The organism is Bacillus sp. CCB-MMP212 (assembly GCF_022748145.1).
In the GTDB taxonomy this organism is placed as follows: Bacteria; Bacillota; Bacilli; order Bacillales; family Bacillaceae_G; genus Bacillus_A; species Bacillus_A cereus.
Genome location: NZ_JALDQE010000006.1, coordinates 375,033 through 400,984 on the forward strand (window position 1 = coordinate 375,033; position 25,952 = coordinate 400,984).

Here is a 25,952-nt window from a genome sequence, read left to right on the forward strand (position 1 = left end):
GAAGGTTCTAGTGTAAAAACTTCAGAGCAATTGCGCCAGAATCACTATTGGATCAGTTTAGATCCATAATAAAAAAAGATTCGATATTCTGAAGTTAAAAGTAAAAAATGAAATTATGAAAGGTAAATTTCAAATAATGCTAATGTTTTATAAAAACATTGTATACGAAGGGATGTACCATTTATGATTGACGAGAAAACAATACAAATTGTGCAGTCAACGGCTCCAGTATTAAAAGAACACAGTATAGAAAAGGAAATGATTCATTATGAATCATTTAGCCCATTTGCAATTTTAGGTGAGTAACTAATACCGGATAGGGTTATAGTCATAATAATGTAAGTAAATAGTTTTTTTGCGATACTTCAATAGTGAAGTATCGTTTTCTTTGTATAATTAAAGCCCAACTATGGATTCTGATGTAATGTTGAAAAAGGATCGCAAGTAATGATCGGTCTGTTCTAATACTAAGTAACTATGATGAAATTGAATCTAAAAAGTATTACGCTAATAAAATAGCGAAAAAATTTTGGAAAAGCAAAAAATAATAGAGCTTAGATTTGCAATAATAAATGTTTTTTTCATTAGATAATTACTTTACCAATAATCGGGATGTTTGCGGATACATTTATTTTTGGGATACATAATTATATTTAGAGAATACCCAGTTACAGTATTTGAATTTTTAATAAGAAGGGATGCGAAGGAATGAACTCACAGAGACAAGGCTATGCAGGCTGGTGGCAAGGCGGACACGGTGGTTGGCCGGGTGGACACGGTGGTTGGCAAGGCGGTTGGCAAGGTGGACACGGTGGTTGGCAAGGTGGACACGGTGGTTGGCCGGGCGGACACGGTGGTTGGCAAGGCGGACACGGTGGTTGGCAAGGCGGACACGGTGGTTGGCAAGGCGGACACGATGGTTGGCAAGGCGGACACGGTGGTTGGCAAGGCGGACATGGTGGCTGGCAAGGCGGACATGGTGGCTGGCAAGGTGGACATGGTGGTTGGCAAGGTGGACATGGTGGTTGGCCGGGCGGACATGGTGGTTGGCAAGGCGGACATGGATATTAAAAAGATACTATAAAATCATTTTTTTATGCAAAGTTTGTATATTTAGTATCGTTGTATATTTTCATTTGTATAGTAAGGATATAGTGAAAACAGCAAAAAAATCCTGTGAAGTAAGGATTCTATCCATAAAATTAAAGCAGTGGAAATGTCAAAAGAACAAAAGACACCGCTTTTTATTATTCAAGGAGAACGAGACTATCAAGTTCAATCAAAAATTGAAATTCCTCTTTGGAAAGAACAATTAAAAGAACGAGATAATGTAGATTATCGACTATATCCAAAGTTAAATCATTTCTTTACAGAGGGGGATGGGGGAATAAGTAAGCCAGATGAATATTATAGTCCTACTAATATCCCTGAGTATGTTTTAGATGATATTGTTACTTGGGTGCAAGGCAAATCGCAATTAAATTAGCAACCATATGTTTTAATAAAGACTTTCTTTCCGTAATCAAAATAGAAATATTTTTATTAGGTTATATGTTTTTTAAAAGCACTCTTTGAAAAGGAGTGCTTTTTTATTTTTCTATGATTTCTATAAAACAATGGGCTTGCCTTCCAAACAAATCGTTATTTGTAGCGCTTTTATCAAAGCAAAGTTCTTGTGACATTTCTTTGATATTAAAAACATGAATAACCTATTGTGTGAAATTTTTTGAAAATTTAGGTTTAACATCTTTAAAATAGGTGTATTACATATTACATAACAACTAAATAAAAAATCTAAAGGAGGAAAGATACCATGCATACGAATGAAAGAAAAACGGTAGTGTATGAATATCAAAATGAACAGGAAGTAGTTATGAAAGTAAAAGAGCTAGAATTGCAAGGGGTTCGCCACGATGACATTTATGTTTTAGCACATGAAAAACATATAACAAAAAGGATTGCGGATGATACAGACACAAATACGATTGGAGTAAAAGAACAAGGATTGGGAACAAGTATTATCAACTTTTTCTCCAAAAAAGGGGACGAACTTCGAAATCAAATGGAAGAAATGGGGTTGTCGAAGGAGGAAGCTAACTTATATGAAGAAAAACTAGATCAAGGGAAGATTTTACTCCTAGTAACAGCTGAAGTACCAATGGCGAATGATAGGCAGCCGCAAAACTATCATTCTCTGTAATAGATTGCAACATCTGATAAATAGGTAAGGTAATTATTTTAGGTTGTAGCATTGAAGAAAATAAAAATAGAAAAGGATGAGAAAAATGAAACATACAATATTTAAATATACTGTGATTGGAATTACGACCGGAGTCATAGTCTCCCTATTAAAAAAAGAAAATCGGAAAACTATACAAACAAAAGGAAAAAGCGTAAAAGAAAAACTACAAGAAGGAAACATAAAGGAAACATTGGAGAAGGTAACTGAGACAAGTAAACAATTTTCTGTAACTGCAGCTAATGTTGCAAAACAAACATTACCACAACTGCTTACAGCCACACCAGTTGTCATTTCTACCATTAAAGACTTAACAGAAAACGAAAATAATAAAAAGAAAACAGATGAAAAGGATTACGAAATAAATGAAAATAGTAAGAACTTAGACGGGGAAAAAACGAAAAATGAAAAGAAATATGTGAAAGAAGGGAAAGAAGAGAGTGCCTAGATTTAACTCTAAAAATAGAAAGTGGGGAAAAAAGTATGAAATCTCTGTATGCAATTGATGTAGGAATTGGCTTTACCAAAAGGGCATATCGACAGGATGTAGCTTCTGAGATGACAGTCAAGAGTGAAGCTTCCACACTAGCCCCTGTACCTAATCATGCTGAAAGTGAAGATTTAACAAAGGTAAGTTTTATAGACTTAGACTTTGCATACTACATGGGAAATGAAGCACATCAATCTGACGCTTCATTTCTTCCTCCATTTGACGATGAAATAGAAAATTATTATGAAAGCGAACGATTTAAACAACAAATATTTGGTTGCATTGCAAAGGATTATAAAGAAAATGTCGTGTTACCTCTAGTTGTTACCGGGCTTCCCATCACTTGTTTTGGTAGTCAGCATGAGCAATTACAACGTGCACTAAAAAAAGAAACTTCCGTGCAAATTGATGGGAAATTTATTCATATTACGGTGGAAAATGCTTTGATTCTTCAGCAACCGGTCGCTTTACATGCCTATTTCTTAAAAGAGGGAATCATTCAGGAACGAGATCGTATCTTAATTATTGATGGTGGATTTCGTACATTAGAAATGACAGATATGAAACAGAATCTCATTTTAAATCATTATGAGACGGAACTAGGATGTAGCAAGCCTTTGAAAAATATTAAGAATATCGTGCAGAATTATGAGGGTGAAAGTAATCAATTGCATATTAACGACATGCCAAACATATTAGAAAAAGGATATGAATGTCGAGAAGAAAATCATGAGACAAGTCAGGTTCATACTTTGATTCAAAAAGAGTTGGATGCACACTTCCAAGACGTCATACGTGTATTACAAGAACAATTTACGTTAGAACAGTATGATACTATTATTTGGACAGGAGGAATAGTAGATCTCCACAAAAAACGAATTGAAAAAATGCAAAGTGAAATTTCTTCTTTCCGTATGGTAGACGCTTCGAAAGAGGCTGCACTTCATGGATACTACATTATTGGGAGTCAAGTATTTGACGACATCACCAATCAATCTGCATATGAATCCAAATTATAATAACGACTGAAATGGAGTTCGTTGAATAGACGTGCCAAATTATGTAGCTTCTTTTCCACATATAATAAATTCTTTATAAGAAAAGATAAAAAGTGATTGTATAGAGGAAATGTTTAAAATTGAGAATAAAAATAATTAATATATAGGGGGTCTTCCTTTTAAAAGAATAAGGCCTCCTATGTCATTTATTTTGTAATTTAGATGATCTAAAAACTTTTCCTCCAAGACATGAATACCTACATACAAATGTCATATTACGGTTATGATTCGATTAAACATAAAACTATTTAGAAAGGAAGAATAATATGGAATGCATAAAAATGACGAAATGGAGTTGGTATCATGTGAAAACTAGTGAGCTTGAAAAATTTTCTTCTATAATCCCTCGTGATGTAACATCTTATTTCGCTCAATTTGTAAAGAAAATAAGTTCTCCTTGTGAAAATGGATTATATGTTTATACGTTATCACCAAGTCAAACTTGTGTATATGGTTCGTTTTTATATGATCAAGATAAAAAGGACGCCAAAATTCAAAAATTTCTTCATTATTTCGTAGCTCATGGAATACTGATAACAGTTCAGGAAAAGGAGGAAGAGGATTTCCAAAAATTAATACATAATATCCCTATGGGTACAAAAAATTGTAATAGTTCTGCTGAAGGATTATGTGCTATCTTATCAATGTTTATATCTCACTATTTGCGAAAGCTTGACTACTTTGAAAACAATTTCAGAAATGTATTATGGGATTTTTATCATCATAATAACATAGCAGTTTTAGAAAGGATTTATCATATTCGTCATGAATTATTTATGAACACACATGTGTTTCGCTTAATACAAGAAGTGTTACAAGGCCTAAAAGAAGCTTGGTTAGAAAAACTAACAAACACCCTTTGTTATAAACAAACACACGTAAAATTAGAGCGTGGATTACAACTTGTTAAAGAGTACCAAGAAGAATTAGACACGATGATTCATTTACAAGAAGTTGTTTCTTCTCATCGTGGGAATGAAATTATGAAAGCTCTTACTGTATTAACTGCTGTGAGTACGCCTTTGACAGCCTTAGGAGCATTATGGGGTATGAATTTTAAATACATGCCTGAACTAGAATGGAAATATAGCTATTTAATCGCTCTCTTATTTATTATTTTCACAACAGCGGGTATGTATATGCGATTCAAAGGATGGACAGGTGACTTATTACGAGTAAAGAAAAAGAAATCTTTTTTTAAATCTAATTAATCCTGTTTATAAAAAATATGATAGATATATGGTTTGTAATATTTGTTAATTGAGATAGCACCATATCCCCATCAAGTTAAAGTTTTGATGTCCTCGCAATGATAAAAATGGTGAATATTTATATGAAAGATTAGAGCCCTCCTTCTTGTAGGAGGGCTCTAACCTTTGTTAAAAAAACTATATCATATACTTGGGGGGGGCAGACTCATCATCTGAAATTTGTCCGAATTCAATTTAGAATATGGCAAAAGAGAACTTGTGATTAAAAACAAGCTCTCTTTAAAAGAAATAACGTAATTGAGATACTTATATATTAACAATTGTTTTCTTCTAATTCCATATGTCATATGTTGAGAAATAAATTATAAATGGATTGATAAAGCTAAAATGAATGATTGACATAATATTTTGACGATAATATAATGAATCTCGAATTCAAGATAACTTGTAAAGGATTGGTAATTATGAGCGTGATTAACGATGAGAGCTTATCTTTAAAGTTATTTGTTATATTATCTAGGGCAATACAGTCAATTACTAAGCGTATTGAAGAGGATATAAAAAGTTATGGACTTAATCCAACAGAATTTGCAGTGCTTGAGCTACTGTATAGTAAAGGCGATCAGCCTATACAAAAAATTGGAGACAAAATATTACTTGCAAGTAGTAGTATCACGTATGTAGTGGATAAGTTGGAAAAGAAGAGGTTCTTAATACGAAAACCATGTCCTAAAGACCGCCGTGTCACGTATGCGTCAATTACTTCAGAAGGTATTGAACTAATGGATATTATTTTTCCTCAGCATAAAGAGGCGATTCAGCAAATATTTGGTGGTTTGGACTATATTGAGAAAAAAATGATAATCGAAAAGTTGAAAAAATTAGGGTATTATGCACTAGAACTATAAATCTTTAGAAATATATCTCGAATTAGTAATGTCCTAATTAAATATAATTTAAATAAATAGGAGGAAAAATTAATAAATGGTAGTAAATTTATTATAATACAAAATGAATAAAGCGTGTAATTTCAATCGGTATAATATGAAATAAAGTTGTTATGTTAACGTATACATATCGTCCTTTAAATTATAAATCTTTCATAAAGCGGAGAGTGGGTATCAAGAATGGAATTACGTCATTTAGAGTATTTTATTCAAGTTTGTAATAATAATAGTTTCACTAAAGCTGCGGAAGTTCTAGGTATTTCACAGCCGACTTTAAGTCAACAAATACGAGTTTTAGAAGGTGAACTTGATACACCCTTGTTTCATCGAGTTGGAAGAGGTATCAAAATGACAGAAGCGGGTAAGCTGCTATTTGATAAAGGAAAATTTATCATGCAACAATTTGATGACGTTTATAATGAAATTTTTGAATTAAAGGGTGTAAAAAGAGGTGTGATTACTATAGGAGGTCTATTAGAGGATCTCACTTATTTAACACCTTATATTATGAAGTTTCAACAACATTATCCCAACATTGTAGTAAAGATTATAGAATCCGAAGTTGCTGTAAATCAAATCGTTGACAAAAATATTGATTTCGGGATTACACGTAGTGCTCAAATTCCAGACACATTAACAAACACCCTTTTGTATAGTGAAGAGCTCGTCCTTGTAATTCCAAAAAATCATCCTTTGAATGATAAATCATTTGTTTCTTTTCGAGAATTAGTGGGGCTCAGTAGAGTAATGGTTTCATGTAGTTGTCGTGAATCTATTAAGATATATTGTGAGAGTTTAGGGTTATCTTTATCTGAAGCAAATATAGAAACAAAATCTTCTATTTCTCTATTGAGCCTTGTATACAATGGACATGGGGTTGCCATAATACCTCTTTCACTGGTTAACTTTGTTAATAATGATACTTTGAGCATAGTTCGTATTACTGATCCAACACCAAGTCAAGATATTAATCTTATACACTTTGATGATAAATTTTTAAGTTTTGCAGCACGCATCTTTATGCAGAAGTTAAATGATTCTCAAAAAGTATCAGTGTAATAGAAATAATAATGATTCTAGTGTAACAATTGAAAAAATTAAAATCTATATTAAAGTCAAAGGACAGTGGGGTTATATGTGTGGTGTAGTCGATCAAAAAGGGGGATACCATTGACTTTTAATTAAGGAAAAAAGACAGAGTTTGCAAGGAGAGAAGGCTATCAAAAACAAGTTAAGTTAATCAATCAATTCTTTGGTCTTATCGCATAGTAACAGATTCCATGTAGGGATATACACTGCTATTTTGAATCTACATATCCTTATTGTAGAAAGAAAACCACCGGCATTATACCGGTGGTTTTGATTTAGAAAGCAAAGCAAGTACAACCAATCCCCCATTTAGTTCCATCTTTTCCTATTACGGTATGAGTGTGTTGATGGAGAGGGTTACTACAACTATGTAACTTGTTATCATGGGAATCGTGAGAAAGTATAGTGTTTGCTAGGTTAGCACCACCATAACCATAAACGCCCGTCGGTGACCAATCAGGTGATGCTGGCGGCAATTCAGGTGATAAATTTTTAAATTCATCATTTCCATAAACAACCTGCCCACCCATAATGGTAAGTAATGATTCAAGGTCTTTGATTTCTTCTTCTGGCACAGTAAAGTAGTCAGCAGACAATACAGCAATATCAGCAAACTGACCTACTGCAAGGGTTCCCTTTTTACCTTCATCACCAGAGAACCACGCACTTCCTTTTGAATATAATTCCAGGGCTACTTTTCTATCAAGTTTATTTTTTTCATCGTATATGGAAAGACCACCAATGGTTTTTCCGGCAACCATCCAGTAAAGAGCGACCCAAGGGTTATAGCTGGAAACCCTTGTTGCATCACTACCGGCGCCAACAGGTATACCAAGATCTAACATACGATAAATCGGAGGAGTATGCTTTGCAGCTTCCTTTCCGTATAAGTCAACAAAGTATTCACCTTGAAAAGCCATGCGGTCTTGGATGGCAATACCGCCATTTAAAGCCTTAACACGTTCCATACTACGATCTGAGATTGTTTCTGCATGATCAAACCACCAGCGTAGCCCATTAAAAGGAATTTCTCTGTTAACTTCCTCAAATACATTTAAGAAACGTGTGATTGACTCGTCATAAGTTGCATGTAAACGGAATGGCCAACGGTTTTCCACCAATAGAGAAATTACTTTCTTTAAGTCGGCTTCCATTACTGTAGCTAGTTCGGGCCGTGGCATTTGAAATTTTTCAAAATCGGCTGCCGAGAATACTAACATTTCTCCGGCACCATTCATTTTATACTTATCATTTCCTTGACCAGGAGAAACAATTTTTGCCCATGAAGCAAAGTCTTCATATTCATGATTAGGATTTTGCGTAAATAGATTATAAGCAATACGCAAAGTTAATTGTTCCTTCTCGGCTAAATGTTCAACAACTTTGTAGTCATCAGGGTAATTTTGGAAACCGCCACCTGCGTCGATGGCGCTTGTAATACCTAATCTATTTAATTCACGCATAAAATGGCGAGTTGAGTTAATCTGGTCGTCAAGATTAAGTACTGGAGCTTTACCCAAACTTGAATAAAGAATAGAAGCGTTAGGGTTAGCAATTAAAAGGCCTGTTGGATTACCTCTTTTATCCCGCTGAATTAAACAGCCTGGAGGGTCTGGGGTATCTTTCGTGTATCCCAGTGCACGTAGCCCTGCACGATTTACAAGTGCTCTATCGTAAAGATGTAGCACAAAGACAGGCGTGTCTTCAGAAACAGCATTAATCTCTTCTAATGTTGGCATCCGTCTCTCTTTAAATTGAAATTCAGACCAACCTCCAACTACTCTTACCCACTGAGGAGCAGGTGTACGCCTTGCCTGTTCTTTGAGCATTTCTAGAGCAATAAAAAGTGATGGCACGCCTTCCCAACGTAATTCCATATTATAATGCAGACCACCACGAATCACGTGTATATGGGAGTCATTCAGGCCTGGAATAGCTCTCTTTCTTTTAAGGTCTATTTTTTTTGTTTTTTCCGTGGCACTATTAAGAAGCTCATCTCCACCTACTGCAGTGACTAAACCATCAGTTATGGCGATAGCAGATACCTCAGGCTGAGATGGGTCAAGGGTAGTAATTTTTCCGTTATATAAGATCATATCCGGTAAATTCATGTTCACACCTCGTCTACTTTCTATTATTTTGTAACCATGGATGAAATAATTTACCGAAAATCGGCATGACTACCCATGATAGCAAGGAAACTATACATACAGAAACAAAAAAAGCTGACATAATAGGATTCATATGTTTTATAATAGGTCCTATCACTTTAGGAACTAACATGCTAAGAGGCCATACACCCAGAAGGGTAACGATAGACATTTTCCATTTTGGAGGTGGAACTGGCGTTTTCGGAGTAACAAACCAATAAGCCAAACTGCTTTCAGTTTTGTAAGTTGGATTAGTGGCTTGAAATTGCTCGGCCGTTTTTAACAAATCCCGGCGAACATCTGATTCTTGCCAAGCACGTAGATGCTCATACGTATCAAAGCGAAAAATAACAGTATACTCTCTGGATTCGTTACTTGGGACTATTAGATTTACACCTAAATGTCCTGGGAATTTAGTAGCCGCAGCCTCAATTTCATGTCTCCATGTTTCAAACTGTTTTTCTCTACCTTCTTGAATTTCCCATGTAACAATCGTTGTTACTGGATTGCCAGCATCCATCGTGTTCCCTGTATAAGTCTCTTCGACAGCTACTCCTTCTTGTTTCATATTTTCCTGCTTGGAAGTGCGCCATGCACCATAGTATATGCGTATTCTACACCTTGACCATAAGCACCAGTGTGTTCCTTTACAATCTCCATTACAGCATCATAAGTGTCTTTGTGTGCCCAGTCACGTTGGTATTCAAGTAAAACTTGAATTGCTGTCACTGGAGTTGCACCAGCTTGTTCTACACGACGCATAGCAGCGTTATGTGCTGTCAAACTAGTACCACCTGAAGCATCATCAACTGCATACACCTCATAGCCAGCTTTAATTGCTTCAAGCACAGGGAATGCAAGGCAAACTTCAGTCCAAAGTGCTGCAAATATTAATTTCTTTCTACCGGTTGCTTTAACTGCCTCAACAAATTTCGGATCTTCCCAAGAGTTCATTGAACTACGTTCTATAATTTCATGGTTTGGGAATATATCAAGAATTTGTGGCCAAAAATAACCAGAAAAGCTGCGTGTTTCAACTGTAGTAAGAATAGTAGGTACGTTAAAAGTTTTTGCTGATTTAGCAAGCAGCATAACGTTATTAATCAATGTTTGTCTATCAATACTTGCAACTCCAAAAGTCATTTGAGGTTGAAAATCAATTAAAATTAATGCACTGTTCTCCGGATTTAACAATTCTAAATTACTCATAATAAACAGCTCCTTTTTTAATTGTTTAAAATTAATATTATTGAAAAAATATATTTTCTGTTAATTAAACCTGTAATCGTAAAAATAAAATATTTGCTATACCTTTTAATTTAAAAGAGAGTGCTGATTTAATCAGCACTAAATGTATACTATCTAGTTTTTTGAAAGAAAAGCTATTATGCATTTTGTTTACTAAGATCTCGCTGCGCGCCCATATAGCTTCCAATTATATTTTGATAGCCTGGAAGATTGCTAGCAAGCAAATTGCCAAAACCTTCGACATCGTTGTGCCAATCGCGTTGTAATTCGCAAGCTACGCTAAACCAGTTCATAAGTTGCACACCACTATGTGCCATACGAGTATTTGCAGCATCTGCAACTTGTTTACTGAAAGTTCCTGAAGCATCAGTAACAGCAAATACTTCATATCCAGCTTTTATAGCGGAAAGTGCAGGGAAAGCAACACAAACGTCCGTAACTACGCCGGCGATGATAAGTTGCTTTTTTCCAGTTTCTTCGATTGCTTTTACAAAATCATCATTATCCCATGCGTTAATTTGTCCAGGTCGAGCTATTTTTGGTGCATGAGGAAAGAGATCAACCAATTCTTGCATTAAAGGTCCGTTAGGTCCGTTTTCAAAACTTGTTGTTAAAATAACTGGTAAATCAAAAAACTTAGCAGTATGAGCAAGAGCTAAAACATTGTTCTTGAATTCATCAACACCATAGTCACGTACTAGTCCGGACATAAGACCAGTTTGATGATCTACTAAAAGAACGACAGCATCATCTTTGTTAATACGAGAATAGAGATCAGTCATTATGTATTCCTCCTAAAAATTAAGTAATCGAAGAAAGTTTAAATAGTCAAATACTATCATAAGTTTCTTCGTTTATAACTAAGCTGACCAATAATATTGGTTATAGCAGCATTCACAGAACATGAAGTGCTATACAAATTTATAGTATTTGAAAACTGATTCATTAATCAATTCTAAATTTTCTATAATTTGTATAGGTCGTAACTATAGTTGTTTTCACTATAAAATAGATTGGTTTTACCTATACATCCTATAGATAGAACAATATTGATAGTCACCTATTTTTGTTATTACAATTGAATATGAGTAATGTTCAGTAATTATTTTATGATGAAAAAGGTATTAGAGGGGGGATTGTTCCAAAAGGAGAAAATGAATGCATTGGAACAATAGAGTTTCATACTTAGAGTTCACAACATAAACGTGCATAAATAGATTGTGAGATTCATCCGGATTATTGAAGAAAAGGATACATATTAGAATACTTTTTGGAGGTAGAAGCATGGCTAAAATTACTGTGGGAACCGAAAATCAAGCACCAATTGAGATATATTATGAGGATCATGGCACAGGAAAACCAGTTGTACTAATTCATGGTTGGCCGTTAAGTGGTCGATCTTGGGAATACCAAGTTCCAGCTCTTGTTGAGGCTGGATACAGAGTTATAACGTATGATCGTCGAGGGTTTGGAAAATCATCTCAGCCGTGGGAAGGGTATGAATATGATACCTTTACTTCTGATTTACATCAACTATTAGAACATTTAGAGCTTCAAAATGTCACACTTGTTGGTTTTTCTATGGGTGGAGGCGAGGTAGCCCGGTACATTAGTACGTATGGAACAGATCGTATTGAAAAGGCTGTTTTTGCTGGAGCAGTGCCTCCATATTTATACAAATCAGAGGATCATCCTGAAGGGGCATTAGATGATGCTACAATTGAAGCATTCAAAAGTGGTGTGATAAATGACCGCCTTGCATTTCTTGATGAATTTACTAAGGGATTTTTCGCGGCTGGTAATCGAACAGATTTAGTTAGTGAACCATTCCGTTTATATAATTGGGATATTGCAGCCAGTGCATCACCTAAAGGAACGCTTGATTGTATTACCGCCTTTAGTAAGACAGATTTTAGAAAAGACCTGGAGAAGTTTAATATACCTACTCTTATTATTCACGGTGACTCTGATGCAACTGTACCTTTTGAATTAAGTGGAAAACGTACATATGATGCCATTCCTGGTAGTAAACTCGCTTTAATACAGGGCGGTCCTCATGGGTTAAACGCAACTCATGCTAAAGAATTTAATGAAGCACTCCTATTATTTTTAAAGGACTGATTACAACTATATAATTGTTAATTGATAAATTATAAACAAGTAAAAATAAATCTAAAAAAAGATGCTCTTGGATAAATCCAGGAGCATCTTTTTAAATGGTGATATTGAGATGTTAGGCTGATAAATATCCATTAATTTTGGATTGAATATTCTTCTTAACAGCTAAAATGTATTGATTAGAGTTTTTTAGATTTCTTAGAAGTATTGTTATTTTACTATCAAGATAATATTTTGAATAATCCTCAAAACAAAGAAATGTACATTTTTTTTGAGGAAGAAATATCTTGTCAGAAAACAATAAAATCTTATTAATTTTTATAATTGGTAGAATTTTTATGGAAATAATTCTCTTGATATATTAAAATAACATCGTATTATGTCAGATTTTAATTAGGGGAGAGAAATTTTATGTTGAAAAAAATCATTCCAGTTGCTTTAGCATTAAGTACAGTTACTTTTACTAGTGTATTTGCTGCGCCTTCAATCCAAGCGAGTACAGAACAAAACCGCTACATAGATGTACAAATGCTCGGTATTAACGATTTTCATGGGCAACTAGACACTGTAAAAAAAATTAACAATAAAGATGCAGGGGGAATTGAGTACTTAGGGGCTTATTTACGTGATCGTGAAAAACAAAATCCAAATACATTAAAGGTACATGCTGGAGATGTTGTTGGAGCAAGTACTCCTGTTTCAGCATTATTACAAGACGAACCTACAATTGAATTTCTAAATGATTTGAAATTCGATGTTGGAACGATAGGAAATCATGAATTTGATGAAGGTGTTGAGGAAATGCATCGTCTTATTTATGGTGGATACCATGAGAAAACAGGTAATTTTAAAGGAGCAAAATTCCCATATGTTGCTGCGAATTTCTATAATAAATCCACCGGTCGTTTATTTTTACCACCATTCACTATAAAAAAGGTACAAGGAGTTCCAGTTGGCTTTATTGGAGTCGTGACAACAGATGTTCCTAACCTTGTTATGCCTACTATGCTAAAGAATGTAGAAATTACAGATGAAGTTGAAGCTATTAACAAATCCGTAAAGCAATTAAAAAAACTAGGCGTTAAATCTATCGTTGTTCTTGCGCATAACGGAGGTATAACAGATGGGAACGGCGTAACAAATGGTGATATCGTCCGATTAGCAAATGAGACTGATCCAGAAGTCGATGTTATTTTTGGTGGGCATAGCCACACCTATGTAAATGGAACTGTTAATAATAAACTTGTCGTACAAGCAAATTCATATGGTATGGCTTTTGCTGATGTTGATGTAAAGATTGATCGTAAGACACAAGATATTGTTGAGAAAAAAGCAGAAATTGTTACAACTTACCATGAAGGCATGGAGCCTGATAAAAAAATAAAGAAGAAGATGGAGAAATATCAAGCAAAAATCGCACCTCTTGTTAATGAAGTTGTAGGTAAGTCTATTGCTCCACTAGATCGCAAACAAAATACAGCTGGTGAATCTACTCTGGGAAATTTGGTTGCTGATGCCCAGCGTGCAACAATGCAATCCCAAATTGCACTTATGAATCCTGGTGGTATTCGTAATGACTTAGATGCTGGTGATATTACATGGGGAGAGATATATGGTATTCAACCATTCGGAAATCAATTAATAAAAGTAAATTTAACAGGTCAAGACATTCGTGATATTTTAAATCAACAATGGCAAAAAGATATAACAAGAATGCTTCAAATTTCAGGGATCCAATACACTTGGGATGCGAACAAGCCTAATGGAGAAAAAGTAACAAGTATTCGCTTAACAAATGGAGAAGAAATTACTCCATCTAAAACTTACAGCGTCGTTGCTAACGCATTTCTAGCTTCAGGTGGAGATGGATTTGTATCCTTTAAAAACGGTAAAGATGCTGAAACAGGACCAACTGATTTTGAAGCATTAGTAGATTATATAAAAAAATCAAAAGAACCAATTCAGTCTATTATTGATGGAAGAATTCAAAAAATAAATTAGTCTTTTATTAATCTCAAAAACAACTAGATTATCTGTGCGCTATACTTTTTAGTGTACAGGTAATCTATTTTTTTGATTTGAAATAGTCTAACTGTGGCCAATGCGTATACTGTCTAGATGCAGAGTGCCGAAAAAAATGAAGTGAACAAAAAATAACCCCTAAATTAACTCTATGATAAAGAGACTACAAACAATCAAAATTTGGAACCTCATATTAACCATATATTAACTACGTTAATAATACATACTGAAATTGAATACTTTAGATAACATCATTTATAACGAATATCTATACATTATGATGTTATGCAATGAGGAGTTTACACTACAATGGATTGAAGCTTATGTAGTTTTATATTCGTATAAGTGAATTAAGAATTTCTTAAGAACCTATTAAGAAATAAGTGAGTTTTAGGAACTAGAATAAATGTATCTGAACAGTAATAAGAAAATGAATGTTTTAAATAGAAGTTGGCAGAGTATGTCAAAAAGCTATAAGTAAATATTTCAGGAGGTTTTTTATGAAAAAGAAAATAATTATTGCAATTGTTGCTTCTGCTATAACAATGACTCATTTTGTAGGAAATACTTATGCAGATTCGAAAACAAAGGTTTCTGTTACAGCTCCCTACAATACAAATCAAATAGCAAAATGGTTAGAGGCACATGCAAAGCCTTTAAAAACAACTAATCCAACTGCACCTCTTAATGATTTGAAACCACTTAAGAATATGGTAGGTTCAGCTTCAATTGTAGGTCTAGGTGAAGCTACGCATGGGGCTCATGAAGTTTTTACGATGAAACACCGTATTGTTAATTATTTAGTATCTGAAAAGGGCTTTACCAATCTAGTTTTAGAAGAGGGATGGGACAGGGCCTTGGAACTTGATCGATATGTTCTTACTGGTAAGGGAAACCCAAGCCAACATCTAACACCTGTATTTAAGACGAAAGAAATGCTAGATTTACTTGATTGGATTCGGCAATATAATGCTAATCCAAAACATAAATCTAAAGTACGTATCATCGGGATGGACATTCAATCAGTAAACGAGAATGTTTATAATAATATAATAGAATATATTAAAGCGAACAATTCAAAACTATTGCCTAGAGTAGAAGAGCAGATAAAAGGTCTTATTCCTGTAACAAAGGATATGAATGCTTTTGAAAGCCTTACGAAAGAAGAAAAAGAAAAGTATATTTCAGATGCTAAACAAATTAGTGCTTTATTAGAAGAAAATAAAAGTTATTTAAATGGAAAATCTAAAGAGTTTGCATGGATAAAACAAAATGCTCGTATTATTGAACAGTTTACTACAATGTTAGCGTCACCTCCTGATAAACCATCGGATTTTTATTTGAAACATGATATTGCAATGTATGAAAATGCGAAGTGGACCGAAGAACATTTAGGAAAAACCATTGTATGGGGACATAATGGACACGTTTCGAAAACAAATATGCTTTCTTTTATATACCCTAAAGTAGCTGGGCAGCATTTAGCAGAATATTACGGAAAACGGTACGTATCTATTGGAACGTCAGTTTATGAAGGACAATACAATGTCAAGAATAGCAATGGTGAATTCGGCCCATACGGAACATTAAAATCGGATGATCCAAACAGTTATAACTACATTTTTGGACAGGTGAAAAAAGATCAATTTTTTATTGATTTACGTAAGGCGAACGGCGTGACAAAAACTTGGTTAAACGAACAACATCCAATTTTCGCTGGAATAACTACCGAAGGGCCTGATATACCAAAAACTATTGATATATCATTAGGTAAAGCGTTTGATATACTCGTTCAAATTCAAAAAGTGAGTCCATCTCAACTACATTAATAAATTTAGAATAATGTGCCTTAATGACAACTTGAGAAGTGTTTCATATAATACTATGAAATTTGTTTTATATAGTAAGAAGAATAATCGTATTAGAAAAAATCAGCAATTTAACCTGTTAAGAGTAAAATGAATCTTCAATATGTAAAGCGCAAAAAACACTGAAGCGAAAAGCATCGGTGTTTTTTGCGCTTTCGGGCACAGATGCTACTTCAACCCTAGTGTACAAGTGATTTTGAATGTAAGGAATTTGTAAGGAATAGGTAAGAAAAAAGAGATTTTCATTGTGTAGGATAAAAATATAAGGAGGCGTGAAGGGGGGAACAATTACGGCCTACATATAAAACAAACAATCAGTAACAAGAGTGTTTTGTGAAAATAATGAGTACAATGATTGCAAATGCATTGTTGCCTTTTCATCATTTGGAGAATGGATAGCTGTGTGGTTCGTATATGACACTTCTATCAACTATCTATACAATTTTAATAGAAGAGAGGAATTCTTTATGAAAACACGCAGTAAAATTACATGTGCAAGTCTAGCACTTTTAATAGGTGGAAGTTCCCTGTTATACATAACACCAACATCAGTTGTAAAAGCAGAACCTACGCAAAATGTATCTAGTTCGTTACAAACAAGTACGCAAAGCGATCGTACTTCCATTAAGAAAGCAATACGAGATGAACTGCAACTTGGATACCCGGGAATACTCGCTCAAATTTCTAAGGGTGGTAAAACTTGGAGTTATACGGCTGGGATAGCGGATCTGAGAACTAAGAAACCAATGAAAGCAGATTTTCGCTTTCGCATTGGCAGTGTGACGAAAACGTTCATTGCAACAGTTCTACTTCAATTATCTGGAGAGAACCGTTTGAATCTAGACGACTCCATTGAAAAATGGTTACCTGGCGTTATTCAAGGAAACGGATATGATGGTAACCAGATTACTATCCGTCAAATATTGAATCATACAAGTGGTATTGCTGATTATATAAATTCAAAAGACTTCGATATTATGGATACAAAAAAATCGTATACGGCTGAAGAATTCGTCAAAATGGGGATTTCTCTTCCCCCAGATTTTGCACCAGGAAAGGGTTGGTCTTATTCAAACACAGGTTACGTATTACTGGGGATTCTTATTGAAAAAGTAACTGGCAACAGTTATGCGGAAGAGGTTGAAAACCGAATTATTGAACCGCTTGATTTGTCAAATACATTTCTACCTGGTAATTCAAGTGTGATTCCAGGCACCAAGCATGCCCGTGGCTATTTGCAACTAGACGGAGCGAGTGAGCTAAAAGACGTTACTTATATTAACCCAGGTAGCTCAGATGGAGATATGATTTCTACTGCTGATGATTTAAACAAATTTTTCTCTTACTTACTAGGTGGTAAATTACTGAAGGAACAGCAGTTAAAACAAATGCTTACTACAGTTCCTACAAATAGAGAGGGAACCGGATATGGTCTTGGAATCCTTGAAATTAAGCTTCCGAACGGTGTCTCGGTATGGGGACACAGAGGTGGCGTTCTAGGGTTTTCCACTTTTGCTGGTGGAACACTTGGAGGCAAACATACACTTGCTATCAATTCGAACAGTTTTAACATTAATAATCCAGAGTCTTTTAAAAACGTTTTAATTGCTGAATTTAGCAAGTAGGCAAAAAGGAAAAACAGAAAAATTTTGTCATTTGTAATTTCAATCGGAATGGATTACCGCTTGAAATGAGTATAGAAGGCGTTAAGTATCTAGGAATAATCAAACCAATCATGAGAGATGGCTAAGTAAAAGGATTGGTTTATATATTGTATTCTCTCTAGCCGATTAAAGAAGTAACAGATATAATGAGTGATTATTATGTATATATTATTGCATTTGTGTTTGTATCGTCACTGATTATAAATTTGTATAAGGTGCGAAGTCTAATTTAAGACTTCGCACCTTTGCTGTTTAACAGCTTTTATTACTAAGCTATTAATAATAGCAAAAAGGAGAATGTAACTAGTTATGCAGATGAATCTTGGCACAGGTGCTATAGGAGATTTTGCTGAAAATAAATTTAGAAGAATATATGAATTAGAGACATGAAAGCTGAAATGAATTTTAGTATTTTTTATGTTCATCAGTTACTTGAAATTCTAGCTGTTTTGTATACAGAGTTTTTCCAACCGTGATTGATAGCGCGTAAATATCATTCTTAATTATATGTAGTATGCATTGAGTGAGATTTTTTAGAACTAAATACAGTGTCATCTCCTAATGGTGAAAACAGTATTTGAATATTGTAGGGCTCTTAAGTGTTTTTAGATTTTTAAAGCCCGGTCATTTTAACCAAAATTTTCATAGAAATACCTTTTAAAAGAACGTAAGTTCGTATATAATAAGAACAAATGTTCTTCCGTTAGGAGTGATTACCTTGTATGATTATTTTCTTTTACCGAATCGTATTATTCTTTGTGTAGATCTTCGTAGCTTTTATGCGAGTGTATCATGTATTAAAAAAGGACTTGATCCAAGATATACAAAATTGGCTGTCGTAGGGGATGTGAATCAGAGCGGATCAATTGTATTAGCGGCAACACCGCCATTAAAAGCGTTAGGAATAAAGAAGATGGCTCGTTTGTACGAAATACCGAAGCGATCAGATATTATTATTGTGAATCCAATTATGCATACGTATATGAAGTGTTCAACTTTCATAACGGGTTTAGCTTTGCAGTATGTCGCGCCGGAAGATTTTCATCAATATAGTATCGATGAATTTTTTATGGATATGACTGCAAGCATTCATTTGTTTGCCAGTAATCCGCGCGAGTTCGCATTAAAGTTCAAGCGAGAAATATATGAACGCACACGGATTGAAAGTACGATTGGTATAGGGCCTAATTTATTATTGAGTAAAGTTGCGATGGATGTGGAAGCGAAAAAGAATAGGGATGGAATAGCGCAGTGGACGTATGACGATATACCCGAGAAGTTATGGAGCATTAGACCGCTCAGTAAATTTTGGGGTATATCGTATAAAACGGAAATGAAATTGAACCGAAAAGGTATACATACAATTGGAGAATTAGCTCAATATCCTTTGAAATATTTAAAGCAATCTTTCGGAGTAATTGGAGAAGAATTGCATCTACATAGTAACGGAATTGATTTTAGCAGAATAGCAGAGAAATATGTTCCAGCGACAACATCTATAGCGAAAAGCCAAATATTATTGCGTGATTATTCGGTAGAAGATTTCATAGTTATTTTATTAGAGCATATAGAAGAAGTTTGTTATAGGTTGAGGAGAGAAAAGAAATGCGCACAAACAATCCACTTTTCAGTTGGATATAGCAAGGAATATGGTGGAGGAATAAAAAAGGCACATACGTTAAATAGAGCAACAAATTTAACGATGGATATTTATAATGTCTGTACATATTTTTTATACGAGCGTCATACAGGGGAACCAATTAGATCGTTAAGTATTTCATTAACAAACCTTACTAATGAAGGAGAAGAGCAAATTTCACTTTTCGATAACATTGTACATAGAGAAAAAGAAATGCGATTAACGAAAGTTATGGACGAAATTCGAACACGATTTGGTAAGAACAGTATTTTACGAGGTATTTCTTACACAAGCGTCGCAACAGCAAGATATAGAAACACATTATTAGGAGGGCATAAATCGTGAAGAATGCTAATATGCCAAAAGGAAGAGGGATGGTAAAGTGGCAACCATTTGCCAGTATGCCGGAGCAGTTCGCAGTTATTAAAGAAATGATAAAGGAGCAAACGAAAGCCTCGCGTCCAATTGTAACACAAGATGCAAAAGAAATGATTGAAAATAAGCTATTAACTTCATTTTTAGGTGAGGAAGAGGTTTTACTTACATATTATAAAGATGGTTATTTATATAAAAATTACATAACAGTAGTGGATATTAATCCATTAATGGAGACGATTACTTGTACCGATGCTTTTCATAATCAAAGAATGTTAAAGTTTGGCGATGTAATTGAGGTTGATTAGAATACTTTTCTATGCAGTAGGTTTATTTTTAGCAGTCTACTGCATAGAAAAATAAAAGGTTCAGTCACATAACAATTTTCAAGGTTTTAAAATAACTTTAATACAATCATCTTCACGATTATTAAAAATCTGATAACCATAGCTCGCTTCTTCAAGGGGAATTTTGTGTGTAATAATCTCTTTTGGATCAAATTCTTTATTTGTTATTTTTTCAAATAGTTCCGGCATAAAATGAATGACAGGTGCTTGTCCCATTTTAAGATTAATATTTCTAACCCAAAATGCCCCGAGTGGAAAGGCGTTATAATTGCCACCATAAACGCCGGTCATTTGAACCGTTCCATATTTTCTTACGGCTTTCGTAGCGATTTGAATAGGACCGAGAGTTCCACCTTGTAATTTTAATTTTTGTTCCAGAAATTCTAGAGGCGATTTTTTTCCATCCATCCCCACACAATCAATAACTACATCAGCACCGCCATGTGTAATTTCCTTTAAATGTTCTCCCATATCGGGGAATTTTGTAAACTCAAATACCTCAACATTGTTAATCTTTTTTGCATAATTCATCCGATAATCTAAGTAATCCACTGCAATTACACGTTTAGCACCTTGCATCCAAGCGAATTTTTGTGTCATTAATCCAACAGGTCCACAACCAAGGACGATAACAGTATCACCTGGCTTAACGCCTGCGTTTATTACACTCCAATAGGCTGTTGGTAAAACATCTGATAAAAATAGTAGGGATTCATCTTCAAGTTCGCATGATTCCGGTATAACAAATGGAGTGAAATTACCAAATGGAACTTTTAAATATTCTGCTTGTCCTCCTGGATGATTACCAAATTTCTCTGTATAACCAAAGTATCCACCAGAATCGTAATGAGGGTTTGAGTTATCACATTGACTTTCCATTTCATGTTGGCAATAGAAACAATGTCCACAAGAAACGTTGAAGGGGATGACAACACGATCGCCTTTTTTCACTCTAGTGACATCTGGCCCGACTTCTTCAACGATTCCCATTGGTTCATGGCCGATAATGTATCCTTGAGGTAAGGGCATGTTGCCTTGATATAAATGTAAATCAGAACCACAAATAGCGGTTGAAGTAATTCTTACAATAATATCATCTTTTTTTCTAATTTTGCATCATCCACTTGTTTAACCTGTACTTGGTTTGGTCCTTGATAGGTTACAGCTTTCATCTCATATCTCCTTTTGAATTATGTCTCAAAACATAATTTTATTTAATCTCTTGGTGAAATAGAAATCTTTCTTTTATTTACTGAAGGGAATTAGAAAGTATACATAGTGTTGTTATGAAAGTATGTTATATCAGTTATTCTTTCTTATATGTTTTGCCCTACTTTAAGAAAAAAATCAATTTTTATCCATAATGCAATTACCATAAAAAGGATAATTGTTTTTTCATAATTTGTAGCATATTAACAACATCGGAGGTGAAACAATATGGCAAACAATAATAGTGGAAGTCGTAATGAATTATTAGTTCGAGGCGCTGAACAAGCTCTTGATCAAATGAAATATGAAATTGCACAAGAGTTTGGTGTACAACTTGGTGCAGATACAACAGCTCGTTCAAACGGATCTGTTGGTGGTGAAATTACAAAACGTTTAGTAGCAATGGCAGAACAACAACTTGGTGGTAGAGCTAACCGCTAAGTAAATTGGCATAAAATATAGCAAATATGTAAATCAATTTCTTTTGTGTATTCATAAAAATAAAAGCCCTTATATTAAACAGATCCTCACTCAAAGATTATTGATAATCTTCTTTCATAATCTTTGAGTCTTTTATTTGTAAACTACTTTCCTAAACAATAAACACGCAGTGTTGGAAAGGTGTTTTCCATGTATAGTAGAAAATCTTTTGCAGGAAAAAGCATACTTAAAAATTTGATTTCAATATTGAAATCAATATTTATTATGATATTTTCGAAAGGTAGGAATTTAAAAATGGGTATATTAAGTGGAAATCCTCACAATGAACCTTTACATTACGGAGAAGTGTTTGATACTTGATGAGTTCAATTATTCCCCCAACATGATCAAAATGGCCGTGAGTTAAAATAATTGCTTTTGGGCGACTATTGGTACCAAATCGATCTTTAGCGATAGAGATAATTTCATTTGCACATTTAGGCATTCCAGCATCAACTAAAACAAAATCATTGGTCTTAGGATTTCCAACAAAGCATATATTGACGATTTGAATCGTGTAACAAAATAAATCACTTAATACTTCGATGCCGTGACCACTCTCAATTGAAGTTGCTGGAATAAACTTGTAATCACTTCCATAATTCATTTCATTGTCCAATTTTTCTCCCCCTTAATATATTTTAATACGACATTATAGTTCCCTAATCTTGAAAATTCATTTTGACGAATTTTAGAAAAGAATTAATATGGGATTAAAAAACAATAATTTAGTCCTAGAATTAAGAGGGATTCATATCAATTTATATAAAGTGCAAACAAAAATATTGCTTTTAAAGTCACAGATTCTACTATTTTTTGAGGCGAATTTATGGCTTAATAAAAGATTTATAAAGATATTACAATATGGATTTATATAAAAAATACATAACAAATGTCGATAGAAATCCATTATGTCTAATGATTGCTTTTCATAATCAAAGAATGTTTAAGTTTGGTGATGTAATTGAAGTGAATTAGAGGGGAAATAGAAGTGATAATCTCTTCCTAACTTAATTATATCATGTAATTTACGTTCGAAATAGACTGTTTCTTCTCATTTACTACTGTTACAATCAAGAACACATGAATAGTAAGGAGAGGTGCCAAATGAGTTCTTTCGTTCTCGATTTTCAGGAAATAGAAAAAACGCAGCTTTTTCTCGTTGGTGGAAAAGGATTGAATTTAGGGGAGTTATCCAATATTCAAGGGATACAAGTGCCAGAAGGATTTTGTGTTACAACGGTAGGGTATGAACAGGCCATCGGAAAAAATGGAGCGTTTCAAACTTTATTGAATCAATTAGCAATGCTAAAAATTGAGGAACGAGATCAAATTGGTGAAATTAGTAAGAAGATTAGAGAAGTCATTATGGCGGTGGAAATTCCAGTTGATGTAGTGGAATCAGTAGCTCATTATCTCTCGCACTTTGGCGATGAACATGCATATGCAGTGCGTTCGAGTGCTACTGCTGAAGATTTACCGTATGCCTCGTTTGCTGGTCAACAAGATACGTATTTAAATGTTATTGGAAAAGAAAACATTTTGCAGCATATTAAAAAATGCTGGGCTTCTTTATTTACAGATCGAGCGGTTATATACCGAATGCAAAACGGTTTTGATCATAATCAAGTTTCTATATGTGTTGTCGTTCAAAAAATGGTTTTCCCTGAGGCTTCAGGGATTTTATTTACTGCGGATCCGATTACTTCGAATAGGAAGGTGTTATCAATCGATGCCAGCTTTGGACTTGGCGAGGCGCTAGTATCTGGATTGGTTTCTGCCGATAATTATAAGGTAAAAGAAGACGAAATCGTCGAAAAGGTCATCGCAACGAAAAAATTAGCTATCTATGGACGAAAAGAAGGCGGAACAGAGACAAAGAAAATTTCTCCTAATCAGCAAAAAGTTCAAACACTTACTGAACAACAAATTTTACAACTAGCACGCATCGGAAGACAAATCGAAGCTTATTTTGGTTGTCCGCAAGATATTGAATGGTGCTTAGTTGATGATACAATTTATATAGTCCAAAGCAGACCGATTACGACTTTATATCCAATTCCAGAAGTAAATGATGGGGAAAATCACGTGTATGTATCGGTTGGTCACCAGCAAATGATGACTGATCCTTTGAAGCCATTAGGAATGTCTTTATTTCAGTTAACATCTTTCGGACCAAGGTTTCAAGCTGGGGGAAGGCTGTTTGTTGATGTTGCACAAAGATTGGCTTCACCTGCAAGTAGGGAGTTTTTATTAAATACAATAGGTGAGTCGGAGCCGCTTATTAAAGATGCATTAATGGCTGTAATAGAGCGAGATAATTTTATCAAATTGTTACCGGATGATGAAAAAGAAAATAGTAAGAGAACGCCGCCTGCAGGCTCACAACCACAAATCGAAAATGATCCAGTAATCGTTACGGATTTAATAAAGAATAGTGAAGCATCAATCGAAGAATTAAAACAAAACATTCAAATGAAATCAGGATCAGATGTACTTAGTTTTATTTTAGAAGATATCCAGCAATTAAAGAAAATATTATTTCATCCGCAAAGTATGGCTGTAATTATGGCAGGTATGAATGCTTTATCATGGATCAATGAAAAAATAGAACAATGGCTAGGGGAAAAGAATGCAGCAGATGTACTTTCACAATCTGTACAACATAATATTACGTCAGAAATGGGGCTAGCGTTATTGGATGTGGCAGATGTGATCCGGCCGTATCCGGAAGTCATTGCGTATTTACAGCATGTAGAAGATGACAGATTTTTAGATGAATTAATTCAGTTTAAAGGCGGGGAAAAAGTTCGGGATGCAATCGATGCCTTTCTAAATAAATATGGAATGAGATGCAGCGGAGAAATTGACATTACGAAAACTCGCTGGAGTGAACAGCCAGCTACAATTATACCGATGATTTTAAATCATATAAGGGACTTTGAATATGGTGCTAGTAAACGGAAGTTTGAAGAAGGGCTGCAGGAAGCTTTGAAAAAAGAAGCAGAGCTGTTAGAGCGATTGCAGCACTTGCCGGATGGGGAACAAAAAGTAGAAGAGACGAAGAGAATGATTCGTAACCTCCGCAATTCCATCGGTTATCGTGAATATCCGAAATACGGCATGATTCATCGTTATTTCATATATAAGCAGGCATTACTGAAAGAAGCAGAGAAACTTGTGAAAAATAATGTTCTGGATGAAATAGAAGATATATACTATCTAACTTTTGAAGAACTTCACGAAGTCGTCCGCACAAATAAACTAGATTACAAGATTATTCATAAACAAAAAAATGCGTACAAATTATATGAAAAACTAACACCTCCGCGTGTTATCACGTCTGATGGAGAAATCATTACAGGTAAGTACAAACGTGAAAATCTCCCGGCTGAAGCAATTGTAGGTTTGCCTGTTTCTTCTGGAGTGGTTGAGGGGAGAGCACGCGTTATTTTAAACATGGAAGACGCGAATTTGGAAGATGGAGATATATTAGTTACGGCATTTACTGATCCTGGCTGGACGCCTTTGTTTGTTTCTATAAAAGGGTTAGTCACTGAAGTCGGCGGGCTTATGACGCACGGAGCAGTGATTGCTCGTGAGTATGGCCTGCCAGCAGTTGTTGGAGTAGAGAACGCTACGAAATTAATAAAAGATGGGCAACGAATTCGGGTACATGGAACAGAAGGGTATATTGAAGTGCTGTAGTTGTATTTTAGATAAATAAAGAAATCGTCCACTAAATATAGTGGACGATTTCTTTATGATTTTAATAGTTTTATCAACTTTCATCAATAT

The 25,952-nt window shown here is 34.6% G+C and carries 20 protein-coding genes and 4 pseudogenes; 17 read left to right on the top strand and 7 right to left on the bottom strand.

Going from position 1 to position 25,952, the window contains the following annotated elements:
- The first annotated feature begins 183 nt into the window (after nucleotides 1-183).
- The 3 genes and pseudogenes from MRP26_RS19325 to MRP26_RS19335 form a co-directional block, all read left to right on the top strand.
- On the top strand, nucleotides 184-306 hold the full coding sequence (locus MRP26_RS19325; RefSeq protein WP_053564051.1) for a flavoprotein: 123 nt from the start codon (nucleotides 184-186) through the stop codon (nucleotides 304-306).
- A 402-nt stretch (nucleotides 307-708) separates the two neighbouring features.
- A complete protein-coding gene (locus tag MRP26_RS19330; protein ID WP_242806600.1) occupies nucleotides 709-1,071 on the top strand; it encodes a hypothetical protein in 363 nt (120 codons plus the stop codon).
- A 115-nt stretch (nucleotides 1,072-1,186) separates the two neighbouring features.
- Nucleotides 1,187-1,486: pseudogene (locus MRP26_RS19335) on the top strand (alpha/beta hydrolase); the annotation flags it as partial.
- A gap of 118 nt (nucleotides 1,487-1,604) precedes the next feature.
- On the opposite strand, the pseudogene MRP26_RS31070 reads toward MRP26_RS19335, so the two are convergent.
- Nucleotides 1,605-1,682, bottom strand: a pseudogene (locus tag MRP26_RS31070) (acyl dehydratase); the annotation flags it as partial.
- Nucleotides 1,683-1,813: 131 nt separating this feature from the next.
- On the opposite strand from MRP26_RS31070, the gene MRP26_RS19340 reads away from it, so the two are divergent.
- From MRP26_RS19340 to MRP26_RS19365, 6 genes are all read left to right on the top strand, one after another.
- Entirely contained in the window at nucleotides 1,814-2,200 is a 387-nt protein-coding gene (locus MRP26_RS19340) for a YflT domain-containing protein (RefSeq protein WP_065484307.1), read from the top strand.
- An 85-nt stretch (nucleotides 2,201-2,285) separates the two neighbouring features.
- Nucleotides 2,286-2,687, top strand: a complete 402-nt coding sequence (locus tag MRP26_RS19345; protein ID WP_242806602.1) for a peptidase U61 — start codon at nucleotides 2,286-2,288, stop codon at nucleotides 2,685-2,687.
- Nucleotides 2,688-2,722: 35 nt separating this feature from the next.
- Nucleotides 2,723-3,748: a ParM/StbA family protein gene (locus MRP26_RS19350; RefSeq protein WP_242806605.1), complete on the top strand. Its 1,026-nt coding sequence runs from the start codon at nucleotides 2,723-2,725 to the stop codon at nucleotides 3,746-3,748.
- A 305-nt stretch (nucleotides 3,749-4,053) separates the two neighbouring features.
- The gene (locus tag MRP26_RS19355; RefSeq protein ID WP_242806607.1) at nucleotides 4,054-4,998 is read left to right on the top strand and encodes a magnesium transporter CorA family protein; all 945 of its coding nucleotides are present in this window, start codon (nucleotides 4,054-4,056) and stop codon (nucleotides 4,996-4,998) included.
- A gap of 464 nt (nucleotides 4,999-5,462) precedes the next feature.
- The gene (locus MRP26_RS19360; RefSeq protein WP_016122794.1) at nucleotides 5,463-5,906 is read left to right on the top strand and encodes a MarR family winged helix-turn-helix transcriptional regulator; all 444 of its coding nucleotides are present in this window, start codon (nucleotides 5,463-5,465) and stop codon (nucleotides 5,904-5,906) included.
- 219 nt (nucleotides 5,907-6,125) lie between these two features.
- Nucleotides 6,126-7,004 carry a LysR family transcriptional regulator gene (locus tag MRP26_RS19365; RefSeq protein WP_000423186.1) on the top strand — a complete coding sequence of 293 codons (879 nt, stop codon included), beginning with the start codon at nucleotides 6,126-6,128 and terminating at the stop codon, nucleotides 7,002-7,004.
- Nucleotides 7,005-7,309: 305 nt separating this feature from the next.
- Here MRP26_RS19365 and MRP26_RS19370 read toward each other — a convergent pair whose 3' ends face one another.
- The 4 genes from MRP26_RS19370 to ycaC form a co-directional block, all read right to left on the bottom strand.
- Nucleotides 7,310-9,145, bottom strand: coding sequence for an amidohydrolase (locus tag MRP26_RS19370; RefSeq protein WP_141545031.1), 1,836 nt, complete (start codon nucleotides 9,143-9,145; stop codon nucleotides 7,310-7,312).
- Nucleotides 9,146-9,158: 13 nt separating this feature from the next.
- Complete coding sequence (locus tag MRP26_RS19375) at nucleotides 9,159-9,752, bottom strand: antibiotic biosynthesis monooxygenase (protein ID WP_000806856.1); 594 nt, start codon at nucleotides 9,750-9,752, stop codon at nucleotides 9,159-9,161.
- On the bottom strand, nucleotides 9,749-10,393 hold the full coding sequence (locus MRP26_RS19380; protein ID WP_242806609.1) for a hydrolase: 645 nt from the start codon (nucleotides 10,391-10,393) through the stop codon (nucleotides 9,749-9,751). The genes MRP26_RS19375 and MRP26_RS19380 overlap by 4 nt, the downstream gene beginning before the upstream one ends.
- Nucleotides 10,394-10,569: 176 nt before the next feature.
- Nucleotides 10,570-11,214: an isochorismate family cysteine hydrolase YcaC gene (gene ycaC / locus MRP26_RS19385; protein ID WP_242806611.1), complete on the bottom strand. Its 645-nt coding sequence runs from the start codon at nucleotides 11,212-11,214 to the stop codon at nucleotides 10,570-10,572.
- Between the two features lie 502 nt (nucleotides 11,215-11,716).
- On the opposite strand from ycaC, the gene MRP26_RS19390 reads away from it, so the two are divergent.
- The 6 genes from MRP26_RS19390 (at nucleotide 11,717) to MRP26_RS19415 (ending at nucleotide 20,426) form a co-directional block, all read left to right on the top strand.
- Nucleotides 11,717-12,553 (top strand): bromoperoxidase, encoded by an 837-nt coding sequence (locus tag MRP26_RS19390; RefSeq protein WP_053564059.1) that lies wholly within the window; start codon nucleotides 11,717-11,719, stop codon nucleotides 12,551-12,553.
- A 408-nt stretch (nucleotides 12,554-12,961) separates the two neighbouring features.
- Nucleotides 12,962-14,551 (top strand): bifunctional metallophosphatase/5'-nucleotidase, encoded by a 1,590-nt coding sequence (locus MRP26_RS19395; protein WP_242806613.1) that lies wholly within the window; start codon nucleotides 12,962-12,964, stop codon nucleotides 14,549-14,551.
- A 521-nt stretch (nucleotides 14,552-15,072) separates the two neighbouring features.
- A complete protein-coding gene (locus tag MRP26_RS19400; RefSeq protein WP_000726839.1) occupies nucleotides 15,073-16,401 on the top strand; it encodes an erythromycin esterase family protein in 1,329 nt (442 codons plus the stop codon).
- A 506-nt stretch (nucleotides 16,402-16,907) separates the two neighbouring features.
- Nucleotides 16,908-18,065, top strand: coding sequence for a serine hydrolase domain-containing protein (locus MRP26_RS19405; RefSeq protein WP_242806616.1), 1,158 nt, complete (start codon nucleotides 16,908-16,910; stop codon nucleotides 18,063-18,065).
- A gap of 757 nt (nucleotides 18,066-18,822) precedes the next feature.
- A complete protein-coding gene (locus MRP26_RS19410; protein ID WP_078400232.1) occupies nucleotides 18,823-20,088 on the top strand; it encodes a Y-family DNA polymerase in 1,266 nt (421 codons plus the stop codon).
- Nucleotides 20,085-20,426 (top strand): YolD-like family protein, encoded by a 342-nt coding sequence (locus MRP26_RS19415; RefSeq protein ID WP_078400233.1) that lies wholly within the window; start codon nucleotides 20,085-20,087, stop codon nucleotides 20,424-20,426. Before MRP26_RS19410 ends, MRP26_RS19415 begins: the two co-directional genes overlap by 4 nt.
- A gap of 78 nt (nucleotides 20,427-20,504) precedes the next feature.
- Here MRP26_RS19415 and MRP26_RS19420 read toward each other — a convergent pair.
- Nucleotides 20,505-21,637: pseudogene (locus tag MRP26_RS19420) on the bottom strand (zinc-dependent alcohol dehydrogenase).
- Nucleotides 21,638-21,902: 265 nt separating this feature from the next.
- Here MRP26_RS19420 and sasP point away from each other — a divergent pair.
- The gene (gene sasP / locus MRP26_RS19425) at nucleotides 21,903-22,115 is read left to right on the top strand and encodes a small acid-soluble spore protein, SasP family (protein ID WP_000002841.1); all 213 of its coding nucleotides are present in this window, start codon (nucleotides 21,903-21,905) and stop codon (nucleotides 22,113-22,115) included.
- Between the two features lie 352 nt (nucleotides 22,116-22,467).
- On the opposite strand, the pseudogene MRP26_RS19430 reads toward sasP, so the two are convergent.
- Nucleotides 22,468-22,773, bottom strand: a pseudogene (locus tag MRP26_RS19430) (MBL fold metallo-hydrolase); the annotation flags it as partial.
- A 488-nt stretch (nucleotides 22,774-23,261) separates the two neighbouring features.
- Here MRP26_RS19430 and ppsA point away from each other — a divergent pair.
- On the top strand, nucleotides 23,262-25,862 hold the full coding sequence (ppsA, locus tag MRP26_RS19435) for a phosphoenolpyruvate synthase (RefSeq protein ID WP_197242653.1): 2,601 nt from the start codon (nucleotides 23,262-23,264) through the stop codon (nucleotides 25,860-25,862).
- Nucleotides 25,863-25,952: the final 90 nt, after the last annotated feature.

What these genes read in the sequence shown, in the direction of transcription:
- MRP26_RS19355 (WP_242806607.1), top strand. Translation starts at nt 4,054, where the DNA reads ATGGAATGCATAAAAATGACGAAATGGAGTTGGTATCATGTGAAAACT.
- MRP26_RS19390 (WP_053564059.1), top strand. Translation starts at nt 11,717, where the DNA reads ATGGCTAAAATTACTGTGGGAACCGAAAATCAAGCACCAATTGAGATA.
- MRP26_RS19345 (WP_242806602.1), top strand. Translation starts at nt 2,286, where the DNA reads ATGAAACATACAATATTTAAATATACTGTGATTGGAATTACGACCGGA.
- MRP26_RS19370 (WP_141545031.1), bottom strand. Translation starts at nt 9,145, where the DNA reads ATGAATTTACCGGATATGATCTTATATAACGGAAAAATTACTACCCTT.
- MRP26_RS19380 (WP_242806609.1), bottom strand. Translation starts at nt 10,393, where the DNA reads ATGAGTAATTTAGAATTGTTAAATCCGGAGAACAGTGCATTAATTTTA.
- MRP26_RS19340 (WP_065484307.1), top strand. Translation starts at nt 1,814, where the DNA reads ATGCATACGAATGAAAGAAAAACGGTAGTGTATGAATATCAAAATGAA.
- MRP26_RS19365 (WP_000423186.1), top strand. Translation starts at nt 6,126, where the DNA reads ATGGAATTACGTCATTTAGAGTATTTTATTCAAGTTTGTAATAATAAT.
- ppsA (WP_197242653.1), top strand. Translation starts at nt 23,262, where the DNA reads ATGAGTTCTTTCGTTCTCGATTTTCAGGAAATAGAAAAAACGCAGCTT.
- sasP (WP_000002841.1), top strand. Translation starts at nt 21,903, where the DNA reads ATGGCAAACAATAATAGTGGAAGTCGTAATGAATTATTAGTTCGAGGC.
- ycaC (WP_242806611.1), bottom strand. Translation starts at nt 11,214, where the DNA reads ATGACTGATCTCTATTCTCGTATTAACAAAGATGATGCTGTCGTTCTT.
- MRP26_RS19325 (WP_053564051.1), top strand. Translation starts at nt 184, where the DNA reads ATGATTGACGAGAAAACAATACAAATTGTGCAGTCAACGGCTCCAGTA.
- MRP26_RS19350 (WP_242806605.1), top strand. Translation starts at nt 2,723, where the DNA reads ATGAAATCTCTGTATGCAATTGATGTAGGAATTGGCTTTACCAAAAGG.
- MRP26_RS19395 (WP_242806613.1), top strand. Translation starts at nt 12,962, where the DNA reads ATGTTGAAAAAAATCATTCCAGTTGCTTTAGCATTAAGTACAGTTACT.
- MRP26_RS19330 (WP_242806600.1), top strand. Translation starts at nt 709, where the DNA reads ATGAACTCACAGAGACAAGGCTATGCAGGCTGGTGGCAAGGCGGACAC.
- MRP26_RS19360 (WP_016122794.1), top strand. Translation starts at nt 5,463, where the DNA reads ATGAGCGTGATTAACGATGAGAGCTTATCTTTAAAGTTATTTGTTATA.
- MRP26_RS19400 (WP_000726839.1), top strand. Translation starts at nt 15,073, where the DNA reads ATGAAAAAGAAAATAATTATTGCAATTGTTGCTTCTGCTATAACAATG.
- MRP26_RS19405 (WP_242806616.1), top strand. Translation starts at nt 16,908, where the DNA reads ATGAAAACACGCAGTAAAATTACATGTGCAAGTCTAGCACTTTTAATA.
- MRP26_RS19375 (WP_000806856.1), bottom strand. Translation starts at nt 9,752, where the DNA reads ATGAAACAAGAAGGAGTAGCTGTCGAAGAGACTTATACAGGGAACACG.